The organism is Luteitalea sp. (assembly GCF_044337415.1).
Lineage (GTDB): Bacteria > Acidobacteriota > Vicinamibacteria > Vicinamibacterales > Vicinamibacteraceae > Luteitalea.
Genome location: NZ_JBIINP010000123.1, coordinates 1 through 12,436, shown reverse-complemented (window position 1 = coordinate 12,436; position 12,436 = coordinate 1). Strand labels below are relative to the sequence as shown.

The window sequence follows — 12,436 nt, the reverse complement described above, 5'->3', positions numbered from 1 at the left end:
CAGGCGGAAGCCCAGCTGGATGAAGCGCTGGAAGTTGGACTGCCCGGTCACGTTGCGGTTGATGCGGCCGAAGTCGGCGGACGTGACCGTCTGGTTGTAGTCACGCTCGTCGTACATCGGGCTGTTCAGGAGGTTGAAGGCCTCCAGGCGGAACTGGAAGCGCAGCCGGTTGGTGAGCTGCGTCGTCTTGGCGAGGTTCATGTCGATCTGCCAGTAGCCCGGCCGGCGGAACTCGTCGTAGCGGAACATCGCCGTGCGGCGCTGGAACGCCTCGCGGACCAGGAAGTACGGCTGCGAGCAGCCGTAGGCCGTGGAGACCGACAGCAGGTCGTAGTTCCCGGTGGTGGCGTTGCGCTGGGCGACGCAGGGCTTCACACCGTAGATGAACTGGCCGTCCTTCTTCCCGCTCATCGCCACGTCCTTCAGGTTGACGCCCGGGGCGAGGTCGACGTTGCCGGGCATGTTCCAGGGCTGGCCGGTCTGGTAGACGAAGGCCGGGGCCACGGACCAGCCGCCGAGCAGGTAGCCGAGGACGCTCTTCTCGCCGCGGTACCACGGCAGTTCCCACACGCCGGTGGCGACGATGCGGTGCTCGCGGTGCGAGTAGTACGGTCCCTCATGGAGGAGTCGAGACACGTCGTCGACGAAAGCGCCGCCGACATTGCCGCCCGTCTGGTTGGCGCCCGTCTCGGTCCACCGCGGCACGTAGGTCCAGCCCACGTTGACCGTGACGCCCTTGGCCATCCTCTTGTTGGCAACGAACTGCAGCGAGTCGTACTGCATCGAGCCCAGGTTCTGCTGGCTCTGGCTGAAGCCGCCGAACGCGTTGAACGGCCGCGCCAACTCGAAGCGCGACAGGTTGGCGGCCGTGAACCGGTTCGTGCCCTCGAACCCGGCGACGCCGAAGTACGGGTTCGGGATCTGCTGATCGCAGAACGTGCGGCTGCCGCCGAGCGTCACGTCGCAGCGGGCCTGGAAGTCGGCAGAGGGCTCGTTGTAGCCGCCCCAGTTGCCCTCGAGGTCGTAGCTCCGGCTGCCGGCGTACGTGACGTCGAGGGAGACGCGCCAAGGGAGTTCACGCTGGAAGCCGATCGAGAACTGGTGGACGTTCGGCACGATGAAGTCCGGGTTCACGAAGTTCGGGTTCCGGCCGAGGAAGGTGAGCGCGCCGAGGGAATTCCCCGGGGCGTCCTGGATGCCGCTCGGCCACGGGTTCGAGAGGTTGTACGTCGGGGTCCTGCCGCCGTCGTTCGACGAAATCAGCGGCGTGCTGTTGCTGAAGCCCGCGTTGTACCCCTGCGTCGTCGGATTGAGGAAGAACTTGCCGTAGCCGCCGCGGATGACCGTCTTGTCGTTGAGCGAGTAGGCGAAGCCGACGCGCGCCTGGTAGTTGTTCTTGTCGATACGGTAGGGCTCCGCAGGTGCGCCGTTGACGCCAGCGAACGTGAGACCCCCCATGACGTTCTGGCCGACACGTGCCGACACCGGGTTGACGATCGTCGGGTCGAACACGTAGTTCAGCATGTTGTCTTCTTCGCTGACGGCACTGTTGTAGTCCCACCGGAAGCCGAGGTTCACGGTCAGCTTGTCGGTGACCCGCCAGTCGTCCTGGATCCACGGGGCGACGTACAGCCAGTTGTAGTGCGGCTTCGGGTTCACGTCGACGTTGCCGCCGCTCGGCGCGCCGAGCAGGAACGAGGCGAACGCGTTGCCTTCGAGCACGCTCGTGCTGTTGAGCGTGCTGCGCGTGAACTGGCGGGTGAACGAGATATTGCCGCCCGAGTTGTTGTAGTTCTCGTTGAAGACGTTGGTCGACCTGAAGTCGAGCCCGGCGCGGATGTTGTGCTTGCCGCGGGTCATCGAGACGTTCGGCTGCACCGAGTAGTTACGGTTCCGGTTGGGGCTCGAGCCGCGCGACAGCTGGACGTACTCCTCCATGTTGACCACGGGGAAGATGCCGCCCAACTCGGCGCTCGGGAACTGGCTGGTCAGGCTCGACGGCCAGAACTCGCTGGAGTCGAAGCCGAGCGATTCCTCGGAGTAGCTCCACTCGAGGAAGTACGTGTAGCTCGCACGCAGGTTGAACACCGTGCCTGGGCCGAAGATGTGCACCCAGTCGCCGACCAGCGCGCGGTTGGCGCGCCAGAGGGGCAGCTGCCCGTTCTGCGCCGGGCCGGACCGGATGGCGGTCGTGTTGCGGATCTCGTTGCGCTCGTTCTCGCCCCAGCGGAAGAACACGCGGTCGTTCGGGCTGAAGTTGTGATCGACCTTGCCGACCCAGTTCCAGAAGACGTCGCGATTGAAGTGCTCGGGGTAGTCCAGGTTGTTCTGCCACGGCGCCGCCCCGGCCAGCTGGTAGTTCGGCGTCGGGTAGTACTGCATGAGCGCCCGGGCCGTCGGCGAGATGCGGTTGGCCGGGATGATGTTGCCGGGGAACGGATCGCGCGTCCACACGCCGTTCACGTCGCGGCCGGTGGCCGGATCGTAGATGAGGATCTGCCGCCCGTTCTGGTCGACCAGGCCGCTGAAGTCGCCAAGCTTGAACGCCTCGGTCGGCACCGTCGAGTTGAGCGGCGACGGCGTGCCCTCGCGGTAGCGCTCGCCCGTGAACAGGAAGAACGTCTTGTTCTTCCAGATCGGGCCATCGACGCTGAATCCGTACTGGTCGATGTACTGGTCGGTCTTGGGCCGATCGCGGGAGTTGAGCAGGAAGGAGTTGGCGGCCAGCGCCTTGCGGCGCATGTAGTCATAGGCGACCCCGTGGAAGGCGTTGGTGCCCGACTTCAGCGACATGTTGACGACGCCGCCGGCGGTGCGGCCGTACTGCGCGTCGTACGAGTTGGTCGCGACCTTGAACTCTCCGACCGCTTCGGCCGGCGGCACGTACGCGATGTTGTTGCCGCCCTGGTTGGCGTTGTTGGGCGCGCCGTCGAGCAGGAACTCGTTGTTGCGGTTCTGGCCGCCGTTCATCGAGAAGTCGGCCAGTGCGCCGTTGTCGAAGGGGCGGAGGTAGATGGCGGCGCCGTTGTAGTTGACGCCCGCCACGAGGGTGGCCAGCGCCATCGGGCTGCGCGACTGCAGTGGCAGTTCGGCGATGCGGGCGCTGTCGATGACCGTACCGCGGCTCGCGTTGCTCGTCTCGAGCAGCGGGCCCTCACTGGTCACGGTGACCTCCTCGGTCATCGCACCGACTTCGAGCTGCCCGTTGATCTCGGCGACCTGGCTGACCTGCAGCCGCAGGCCGTTGCTCGCGAACTTCTTGAATCCCGCCAACTCCACCGTCACGTTGTAGAGGCCGGGCCGGAGGAAGGGGACGGTGTAGTCGCCCTGTTCGTTGGTGGTGGTCGACGCCAGTTCGTTGGTGTCCGCGTTCTGCACCGTCACGGTCGCGCCGGGAAGCGCCCCGCCGCTTGTGTCGAGGACCCGCCCCTTGACGGTCGCCCGGAACTCTTGCGCCGTCGCAGTGGTCGCCACCAGCGACAGCATCGCCAGCAGCAGTGTGCCCATCAGTCTCCGCATCGAACTCCTCCAGGTCGGTTGAGTCACGCCATCGGTCCGGTGACGCCGAGCTGCAGCAGCTGCGATACGGGAGCGCGCATGGCGGCTCGGGATCCAGGTGGGGAGAGAAGAGCTCGTCGTGGGGCGAAGCCTATGCAGCACCGGGGGCGTTGTCAACGGCGACCACGCCCGTCGGCCATCCCTCGATGGGAGGCCGCAGGCAGCTGCCGCGATGCGCCGCGGGGCGCCCCGCCATGCCGTAGGTGTCGGCTTACCTGACTCGCCAGCCGAGCCCAACGCCGATCTCGTGCCGCCAGGCGCCGTCGGAGTGGGTCGGCGTCGTCAGCTGCCCTGCCAGGAGATACGAGGCACGTCCCTCGAGGCGACGGGACACCCGGAACAGGATGCCCGCCGTGACGACCTGGTCCCATCCGGAGCGTCTTTGCCACGAGAGACCATCGTTGACGCCGGGCGGGGGCGCTGGCCGGAACTCGTGGCGGATCGGGTCGTCGAAGTACGACAGGCCGCCCCCGACGAAGGTGCGCACCGGATGCGCAGGCTCGCCCCCGAGGTACGCCACGGTGCCGTGGGCGTGCCAGGCCGTGCGCGGGGGACGCACCAGCGTGAGCGGGGGCACCGCGCCCACGCCACCGCCATACCGTGTCTCGAAGCCGGGCATGCGGAGGTAGCCGACCTGGGCGGTGAGCAGCAGGCGATCGAGGGGACGAACGGAGACGTAGGGACGCACGTAGGGCCCAGGCGCGCCCTCATCGGCGCGGTCGCACGACAGCCACGGCGTCGGGATGCCGTCGTCGCTGCCAGCACAGCTGATCGCAATCAGGGCGCCGACGACGGTCGGCGGGCCGGGCAGGGGTTGGGCCGCGGCCCTGATCGGCGAAGCGAGGACCACGCAGGCAAGGACGAGCCGGGCAACGACACGGGGTGACATCTGGCATTCCTCCACCCGGGAATGCGCCAGGCGCCACCGAATCGGCTCACCTCGACCGTGTCAGGCTGGTGCGCCCTCGCGGGCCAGCAGGAAGTGCAGCAGGTCGATGCGCGTCAGGATCGAGATCGGGTGACGGGCGTCGTCGACCACGACCACCGCCGAGCTCTTGCGCAGCGACTCCTCCAGTGTCGAGATGGGCGTCTGCGCGCCCACCACCGGCACGTAGCGGTTCATGACCTTGGACACGAGCGCGTGGGCCGTGCCTTCGCCAGAGCCGAGGAACGCCATCACGTCGGCCTCGGACACGATGCCCACGAGCACGCCGCCGGACGTGACCGGCAGCTGCGAGATGCCGCGGTCGCGCATCACCTGCACGACCTGGCCGAGCGTCTGCGTGTCCTCGGCCACCACCAGCGGTGGGCGGGCGCCGGCCTCGACGGTGCAGATGTCGCCGACCTGCGCGTCGATGGTCCGGGTCTGGAAGAACCCGTTGTCGCGCATCCACTTGTCGTCGACGAACTTCGTCATGTAGTTGCGTACGCCGTCGGCGAGCAGCACCACGCAGTTCTGGCCCTTGCCCAGGCTGCCGGCCTTCTGCAGCGCTGCGAACATCGCGGATCCCGCCGAGCCGCCCACGAGCAGGCCTTCCTCGCGAATCAGGCGCCGCGCCAGCAGGAACGACGGCTGGTCGGTCGTCTTCACCCATTCGTCGACCAGGCTGCGGTCGAGCACCTCGGGGATGAAGTCGTACCCGATGCCCTCCACCTTGTACGTCGACACGTCGGTGCCGCCGCCCAGGATCGAGCCCACCGGATCGACGCCGATGATGCGGCATGACGGCCGCACCTCCCTCATCTTCCGCGCGACGCCGGTGATGGTGCCCCCGGTGCCCGCCGCGATGACGATCATGTCGACCTGGCCGTCGAGGTCGTCGAGGATCTCCTGCGCGGTCGTGTCGTAGTGCACCTGCGGGTTCGACGGGTTGCCGTACTGGTCGAGGATGTGCGCGTTCGGCAACTGCGACTGGAGGCGCCGCGCCACGCTGATGTGGCTCTCGGGCGAGTCGAACGACGCCTCGGTCGGCGTGCGGATGATCTCGGCGCCGAGCGCCTCGAGGACCACCTGCTTCTCGCGACTCATCTTCTCGGGCATCGTGATGATCACCCGGTAGCCGCGGACCGCGCCCGCCAGGGCGATCCCGATCCCCGTGTTGCCGCTGGTGGGCTCGATCAGCGTGTCGCCTGGCTTGATCCGGCCTGCCTTCTCGGCCGCGTCGACCATCCCGAACCCGATGCGGTCCTTGACCGACCCGCCGGGATTCAGGAACTCGCACTTCGCGTACAGGTTGCACTCGAGGTGCGCACCGAGACGGTTCAGCTTGATGAGGGGCGTGTGTCCGATGGCGTCGAGGATCGAGTTGAGCAGCATGAAGGGCCTTTCGGTGACTAATCCTACCGGAACGAGGCGCCCGGCATGTGGGGCGGCCATGGCACCAGCCCTCGAGGCGTCCCCGCTCCACGGGGCGCGGGCGGCCACGGGCATAGGTGTGATTGACCAAGGTCGAGATCGCGCCCCACGGTCCTCGACCAGTGGAAGCCCGCGGGTACACTGCTGCCATGGTCCTGTCGAGGTCGAGGCGCGAGATCGGTCGGGTGCTGGTGGCGGTCCTCCTGGCGGTGGCGGCGGTGCCGCTCGCCGGATGCGACCGCCTCTACTACAAGGCGATGAAGAAGGTCGGCTTCGAGAAGCGCGACATCCTCGTCAAGCGCGTCAAGGAAGCGCGCGAGTCGCAGGCCAAGGCGCAGGAGGACTTCAAGACCGCGATGGAGCGGCTGAAGGAGATCGTCGACATCGAGGGCGGCGACCTCGAGAAGACCTACGAGCGCCTGAACAAGGAACTCGAGCGCAGTGAGGATCGCGCCAAGGACGTCCGCGATCGCATCGAAGGCGTGCGCAGCGTGTCGAAGGACCTGTTCAAGGAGTGGCAGGACGAGCTCGGCAAGTACTCGGACCGCTCGATGCGGGCCGAGAGCGAACGCGAACTCCGCGAGACGCGGCGCAAGACGGAAGCCCTCGTGGCCTCGCTCGAGCGTGTCGAGACGAAGATCGACCCCGTGCTCAAGCCCCTGCGCGACCGGGTGCTGTTCCTCAAGCACAACCTGAACGCGCGCGCGCTCGGCGCCCTGTCGAAGGAACTCGTCACCGTCTCCAAGGACGTCGACGCCCTGGTGGCCGACATCACCAAGGCGATCGGCGAGGCCGATGCCTACCTCGCCACCATGGAGCAGCAGCAGAAGGCCAGCTGAGGGCGTTCTCGGGGGCCGAGGCCGGCCCCCGTGTCACTGGTCTACCAGGCCGTGTAGCCCCCGTCCATGACGATGGCGGCGCCCGTGACGTAGGAGGAGGCGTCGCTCGCCAGGAACACCGCGAGCGGGCCGATCTCCGGCGGGTCGCCGGCGCGGCCCATCGGCACGTTCCTGACGAAGGCCTCGATCACGTCGGGGCGCTTCTCGTTCCACTCACGGTTCACGTCGGTCATGAACAGGCCGGGGCAAATGGCGTTCACGGTGATGCCGTGCGGCGCCCAGTCGACCGCCGCGCAGCGCGTGAAGTGCACGACCGCAGCCTTCATCGTCTCGTAGTCGCGGCCGCCGATGCCGCGGTTGGCGATGAGGCCACTGATGGAGGCGATGTTGATGATCCGGCCGGGGCGTCCCGCGGCGAGCATCGCGCCACCGAAGATGCGGGTCGGCAGCACGACGCTCGTCAGGTTCAGGTCCATCGAGGTGCGCCAGGTCGCCAGGGGCTCGTCCTGGATGGCGCCGGCCGTGACGCGGTTCCCCACGTTGTTGACGAGGATGTCCACGGGCCCGAGGGCATCGCGGATCTCGAGGCACCCGGCCTCACAGGCCTCGGCGTTGCCCATGTCGATCACGCGTGTCCACGCCTGCCGGCCCCGCGACCTGATGTCGCCGGCCGTGCGGTCGAGGGTCTCGGGCGTACGGCCGGTGATGATGACGTCGGCGCCGGCGTCGGCGAGGGCGAGGGCCATCTCGCGGCCGAGGCCGCGGCTGGCGCCCGTCACGAGCGCGCGACGTCCGTCGAGGCGGAACAGATCGAGAGTAGGCACGGCGCGCATCATAGCCGATGGCTGCCCGCACGACCGGCACGGAGGCGGGCCACCTGCCGCATGTGATGGCGCGTGTGGCTCCAGTGGAAGCGGCACCACTGGCCGACGGTGAAGCCGCCAAGCCTCGGGTGCGAGGCGACGCGCACATCTGGCCCGAAGGTCGCGAGGCAGCGCGCCGCTGCGGCGTCGAACGCCTCGAGTCCGCTGCGCGCCAACACGAGCGCCTCGGCCCCCGACAGTCCCTGCGGCAGCGTCACGGCCGGGGCCTTGGCGCCGGTGGGGAAGTAGCCGACGTCGACGATGAGCCACGTGAACAGGCGCTGTCGCCAGTGGGGCGCGCGGCCCTTTGGTGCGCCGTCGGTGACGGACTGCTCCAGCATGGCGGCGGTGCCGTGGTAGGCCTTGCCCAGGTGCTCGACCACCCCGGCCGGTGACCAGTGGCCCTCCCGGGCATCACTCCAGGCGGCGTCCGACAGGCCATGGGTCGCTTCGTCGAGCAGGACGCGGGCGCGCCGCAGGTGGGGATCCTCGGGCATGTCTCTGGCGTACCTCAGCGGGCGCGTGCGGGTGGCGCCATGGCCGTGTCGAGCAGGGTGCGGAGGTGCCGCAGGCGCGCGGTACCGTCCGGCGGGTTGTGGTAGCCGATGCGGCGTTCCTCGGCCGACAGGTCGGCGTAGTCCCGGGCGGGTTCGAACTGCGAGCCCTCGTGCCACTCGTTGAACGAGTTGACGTAGGTGAGGAAGAAGCGCCGCGCCGCGTTCGGTGACGAGGCCAGTGTCTGCAGCGTCGTGGTCGCCTCGAAGGACTCCTCGACACGCGCCAGCGCCAGCGCCTGCGCGGCCCGGCGGGCGGCCGTGTCGGCCCAGTCCGGGTGCGTGCCACCGGGCTCGAAGCCGAGCGGGCCGCCGTAGCAGGGATCGACCTCGGGGGGCGGCGGCGGTTGGCGGTCGGGATACCGGTCGAAGCCGGGGTTGACGTTGAAGGAGTACACCAGCCCCACGTCGGTGGCGTCCTGCGCAATCCTGGTCCACTGTGGCGGCGTGACGAAGTTGTCGTACACGGCCAGTCCGTCGAAGCCGCCCGTAGTCGTGCGCCCCACGTCGAGCGAGTCGGCCAGCAGCCAGACCCGCGAGAAGTCGCGCCGCGTGCCTTCGCGCACGGCATCGGTCTGCCGGCGCCACTCCTCGTCGGGCGTGTAGTCGGGCACCTGGAAAACGCGTCCCAGGCAGTCCTGGACCTGGCTGGGCAGGATGGTGCGGAACGACTTGAAGACCGGCGCCACCCGGCCCTCGCCCTCGTCGAGCAGCAGGAACGCGTCCCACCCGCGCTTGTCGCCGTACTCCCGCAGCAGGTACAGCACGTCGTCGGCGTAGCTGCGCGCGCGGTCGTCGCGGTAGGGCTCCAGGTGGAACGTGACCTTGATGTCGTGGTCGCGCATCACGTCCATCACCCGCGGCACGGCGAGGTCCGTGTAGTCGCCACGGCCCCACCAGCTCATGTTGATCGCGCCCGCGCCGGCCTCGGCGATCCAGCGGGCATGTTGTTCCAGCACGCGCAGGTCGTACGTGTCGTACGGCCCGAGGCGTGGCATCGAGGAGGCCGTGATGTCGATGGGCGGGTTCCGATCGGCCTCGTTCCAGTGGTACCAGGGGTCGGTGTCGTACCACGGGTAGTACTCGAAGACGAACCGGCGACGGAGGTCGGGAAATCGCGCCGCGAGGCTCGAGAGCGGTGCGCCGGTGGCCGCCGACGTCGTCGCGCGTGCAGCCTGCGGCGCCGGGACGCCTGGTGCGGCGATGGACGACGCGCCTCGCCAGTGGCGCGCCGGTTCCGGGAGCCCGAGCCAGGCGCGTTCGTCCGGCGTGCGGGGCCAGCGACCGCGGCCTGGCGCCGCGAGTCCCGGTCTGGTGGACCCGGGCAAGAGGGCACCGGCCGCCGCAGCAGCAAGGCCGGCCAGGAAGGCGCGTCGGGAACGGGGCATGGCGTCCGCGATCCAGCGTACACTCGTTCGGTTGCCCCCGCGCGGGGCGTCCCGCCTGATGCCTGGTCCGGTCCACATCGCCTTCCTCGGGTGCGGCTTCATCACCCGGGTCCACTGCGCGCACCTCCGTCGCCTCGGGACCGACGTCACCGTCGGCTTCGCCAGCCGCGATCTGGCCCGGGCCGAGGCCTACCGTCGCGAGTTCGGCGGGTTCGCCGCCTGGGACGGCTACGAGGCCGCCATCGCCGATGCGCGCGTCGACGCCGTGGTGGTCGCGGTGCCGCCGCGCTACCACCTCGATCTCACCCTGCGTGCCCTGGCCGCGGGGCGCCACGTGCTGGTCGAGAAGCCGGCGTTCCCGACCATGGCCGACTACGTCACGGTGCAGCAGGCGCGCGACCGCGCCGGGCGCATCGTGATCGTCGGCGAGAACGACCACTACAAGCCGCTGGCCGTCACCTTGCGCCGCCTCCTGGCAGAGGGCCTGGTAGGCGACCTGGTCTTCGGGCACTTCACGACGATTGCGCACCGACTCAAGGCCGCCGACGACTGGCGCAACGACGAGGCCATGGCCGGAGGCGACGCGTTCTTCGAGGAGGGCATCCACTGGCTGCACGTGGCGGGCAGTCTCGGGCCTCGCATCGTCCGCGCCCACGGCTACCGCCCGACGGTGTCGCGCGACGGGCCCGATCGGCGGGCCAAGAGCCTGCTGGTGTCCTTCACCTACGACTCGGGCGCGGTGGGGTCGCTGTACTACTCGCGCGAGATTCCGTCGCTGCTGCGCGGTCTCCGGCTGTCCAAGCTGTTCGGGCGCGAGGGGGTGATCACCTTCGAGAGCAACGGCGGCTTCGTCGTCGCGCGCCGCCGCGGGCGACTGCCTCGGCTGATCCTGCCGGGCGTGCGGGACATCCGCGGCTATCAGGCCATGTACCGGGACTTCGTCACCGGCATTCGCACCGGCCGCCCGCCCGAGATGTGCCTCGAGCGCGCCATGGACGACCAGCGGCTCATGGACCAGATCATGGCGTCGGCCGTGGAGGGCGCGTGAGCGCGTCCGAGGTGCAGGGCTACGACCTCGTGATCGTGGGCTCGGGCGCAGGTGGGGGCACCGTGGCGCATGCGCTCGCCTCGACGGGGCTGCGCATCCTCGTGCTCGAGCGCGGCGGCGAGGTGCCGTCGGAGCCCGAGAACTGGGACCCGGCGGCCGTGTGGAAGTCGCTGCGGTATCGCGCCACCGAGCGCTGGCTCGACGGCAGCGGGCAGGAGTTCCAGCCGTACACGCACTACAACGTCGGCGGGAACACGAAGTACTGGGGCAGCGTGTTGTATCGGCTGCGTCGCGAGGACTTCGGCGAGATCGCACACCGCGACGGCGTGTCGCCCGCCTGGCCGATCAGCTACGAGGATCTCGCGCCCTGGTACGAACGAGCCGAGCGCCTGTATCACGTCCACGGCGATGCGACGGGCGATTCCACCGAGCCCCCGCGCGGGCCATTCCCGCATCCCCCGGTGCCGCACGCGCCGGCCATGCAGCAGGTGATCGAGGGCCTGCGCGCACAGGGGCTTCATCCCTCGTCGCTGCCCCTGGGCCTGGTCGACCCCGGCCTGCCGGGCGGCTGCCAGTTGTGCAACACCTGCAACTCGTTCCCGTGCCGCATCCACCGCAAGGGCGACGCCGACGTGTGCTGCGTGCGGCCGGCCGTGCAGGCGGGGGTCACGCTCTGGACGCACGCACGCGCCACTCGCGTGCTCACGAGCGCCGACGGCACACGCGTCACCGGCGTCGAGGTGGAGCGTCAGGGCGCCCTCGTGCGCGTCGAGGCGCCGCGGCTCGTGCTGTCCTGTGGCGCCGTCAACTCCGCCGCCCTGCTGCTGCGATCGGCCACCGCGCAGCACCCGCGCGGGCTGGCCAACTCGTCGGGCCTGATCGGTCGCCGCTACATGGCCCACCTGGCGACGATGATGCAGGGGTTCCACCCGTTCCGCCGGAACGACACGGTCTTCCAGAAGACGGTCGCCATCAACGACTTCTACCTGCGTGGCCCGGGCGTCCCCTACCCGCTGGGCCAGATCCAGTCGCAGGGGCGCACGCACGGCATCATGGCCAAGGTCGTCGGCGACACCTGGTTCCGCGGCACCGTCACCTGGGTGCCGGTGTGGGCCTACGACGCCTGGGTGGCGCGGGGCGTCGACTGGCTGGCGATGTCGGAGGACCTGCCCAACGAGGACAATCGCGTCACGTTGACCGAGGACGGGCGGATCCGGCTCACGTACACGCCCAACAACGAGGGCGCCCATGCGCAACTGGTGCGCGAGGCCATCGCGATGCTCAAGCGGCTCGGGTACTGGAAGGTGATGACCGCCTCGCATCGCGCCAAGAACACCACGCACCAGTGCGGGACGCTGGTGTTCGGGCACGATCCCGCGCGATCGGTGCTCGACACCTTCTGCCGCACGCACGACGTGCCGAACCTCTTCGTGGTCGACGGGTCGTTCTTCCCCTCGTCGGCTGCGGTCAATCCCGGGCTCACGATCATCGCGCAGGCACTGCGCGTGGCCGATCACCTGCGGCGCACGGAACTGCGCCGTCCGGAGGACGCCGCGACCGGCCCGGCCGCGGCGCACACGCCATGAAGGTCCAGTCGTTCAGCCACGTCGGCATCACCGTGTCCGACTTCAACCGCTTCGTGCAGTTCTACTGGGAGGTGTTCGGCTGCCCGCTGGTGGGCGTGTCGGACGCGCCGCCCGAGCGCGTGCGCGCCTTCTTCGGCGTCGGCCTCGATCACGAGGCCCCGCGCTGCAAGATCGGCTGGATTCGCGTGCCCGGGGGCGCCACCCTCGAGATCTTCGGGTTCGAGCCGAAGCTGCCTCCCGACCG

At 69.3% G+C, this 12,436-nt stretch carries 10 protein-coding genes; 4 read left to right on the top strand and 6 right to left on the bottom strand.

Annotated features, from left to right (window positions below; translation table 11 throughout):
* The 3 genes from ACIRDX_RS15710 to ACIRDX_RS15700 form a co-directional block, all read right to left on the bottom strand.
* A partial coding sequence (locus ACIRDX_RS15710) for a carboxypeptidase regulatory-like domain-containing protein (RefSeq protein ID WP_396626381.1) occupies window positions 1–3,519 on the bottom strand: 3,519 nt, incomplete at its 3' end.
* Window positions 3,520–3,769: 250 nt separating this feature from the next.
* Complete coding sequence (locus ACIRDX_RS15705) at window positions 3,770–4,447, bottom strand: hypothetical protein (RefSeq protein WP_396626380.1); 678 nt, start codon at window positions 4,445–4,447, stop codon at window positions 3,770–3,772.
* 60 nt (window positions 4,448–4,507) lie between these two features.
* Window positions 4,508–5,875, bottom strand: coding sequence for a cystathionine beta-synthase (locus ACIRDX_RS15700; protein WP_396626379.1), 1,368 nt, complete (start codon window positions 5,873–5,875; stop codon window positions 4,508–4,510).
* 188 nt (window positions 5,876–6,063) lie between these two features.
* Here ACIRDX_RS15700 and ACIRDX_RS15695 point away from each other — a divergent pair, with 188 nt between their 5' ends.
* Window positions 6,064–6,753 (top strand): DUF2959 family protein, encoded by a 690-nt coding sequence (locus tag ACIRDX_RS15695; RefSeq protein ID WP_396626378.1) that lies wholly within the window; start codon window positions 6,064–6,066, stop codon window positions 6,751–6,753.
* 41 nt (window positions 6,754–6,794) lie between these two features.
* On the opposite strand, the gene ACIRDX_RS15690 is transcribed toward ACIRDX_RS15695, so the two are convergent.
* The 3 genes from ACIRDX_RS15690 to ACIRDX_RS15680 are packed head-to-tail and all read right to left on the bottom strand — an operon-like array spanning window position 6,795 to window position 9,558.
* Window positions 6,795–7,586: an SDR family NAD(P)-dependent oxidoreductase gene (locus tag ACIRDX_RS15690; protein ID WP_396626382.1), complete on the bottom strand. Its 792-nt coding sequence runs from the start codon at window positions 7,584–7,586 to the stop codon at window positions 6,795–6,797.
* Window positions 7,586–8,113, bottom strand: coding sequence for a DinB family protein (locus ACIRDX_RS15685; RefSeq protein ID WP_396626377.1), 528 nt, complete (start codon window positions 8,111–8,113; stop codon window positions 7,586–7,588). Before ACIRDX_RS15685 ends, ACIRDX_RS15690 begins: the two co-directional genes overlap by 1 nt.
* A 14-nt stretch (window positions 8,114–8,127) precedes the next feature.
* Entirely contained in the window at window positions 8,128–9,558 is a 1,431-nt protein-coding gene (locus tag ACIRDX_RS15680; RefSeq protein ID WP_396626376.1) for a hypothetical protein, read from the bottom strand.
* Window positions 9,559–9,616: 58 nt separating this feature from the next.
* On the opposite strand from ACIRDX_RS15680, the gene ACIRDX_RS15675 reads away from it, so the two are divergent.
* From ACIRDX_RS15675 to ACIRDX_RS15665, 3 genes are all read left to right on the top strand, one after another.
* A complete protein-coding gene (locus ACIRDX_RS15675) occupies window positions 9,617–10,606 on the top strand; it encodes a Gfo/Idh/MocA family protein (RefSeq protein WP_396626375.1) in 990 nt (329 codons plus the stop codon).
* Entirely contained in the window at window positions 10,603–12,192 is a 1,590-nt protein-coding gene (locus ACIRDX_RS15670; RefSeq protein WP_396626374.1) for a GMC oxidoreductase, read from the top strand. The genes ACIRDX_RS15675 and ACIRDX_RS15670 overlap by 4 nt, the downstream gene beginning before the upstream one ends.
* The coding region (locus tag ACIRDX_RS15665) for a VOC family protein (RefSeq protein ID WP_396626373.1) at window positions 12,189–12,436 on the top strand (248 nt) is incomplete at its 3' end. The genes ACIRDX_RS15670 and ACIRDX_RS15665, both read left to right, overlap by 4 nt.

Bases quoted from the DNA above. Each gene is read 5' to 3' on its own strand.
- ACIRDX_RS15705 (WP_396626380.1), bottom strand. From the start codon at position 4,447: ATGTCACCCCGTGTCGTTGCCCGGCTCGTCCTTGCCTGCGTGGTCCTC.
- ACIRDX_RS15700 (WP_396626379.1), bottom strand. From the start codon at position 5,875: ATGCTGCTCAACTCGATCCTCGACGCCATCGGACACACGCCCCTCATC.
- ACIRDX_RS15695 (WP_396626378.1), top strand. From the start codon at position 6,064: ATGGTCCTGTCGAGGTCGAGGCGCGAGATCGGTCGGGTGCTGGTGGCG.
- ACIRDX_RS15690 (WP_396626382.1), bottom strand. From the start codon at position 7,586: ATGCGCGCCGTGCCTACTCTCGATCTGTTCCGCCTCGACGGACGTCGC.
- ACIRDX_RS15685 (WP_396626377.1), bottom strand. From the start codon at position 8,113: ATGCCCGAGGATCCCCACCTGCGGCGCGCCCGCGTCCTGCTCGACGAA.
- ACIRDX_RS15680 (WP_396626376.1), bottom strand. From the start codon at position 9,558: ATGCCCCGTTCCCGACGCGCCTTCCTGGCCGGCCTTGCTGCTGCGGCG.
- ACIRDX_RS15675 (WP_396626375.1), top strand. From the start codon at position 9,617: ATGCCTGGTCCGGTCCACATCGCCTTCCTCGGGTGCGGCTTCATCACC.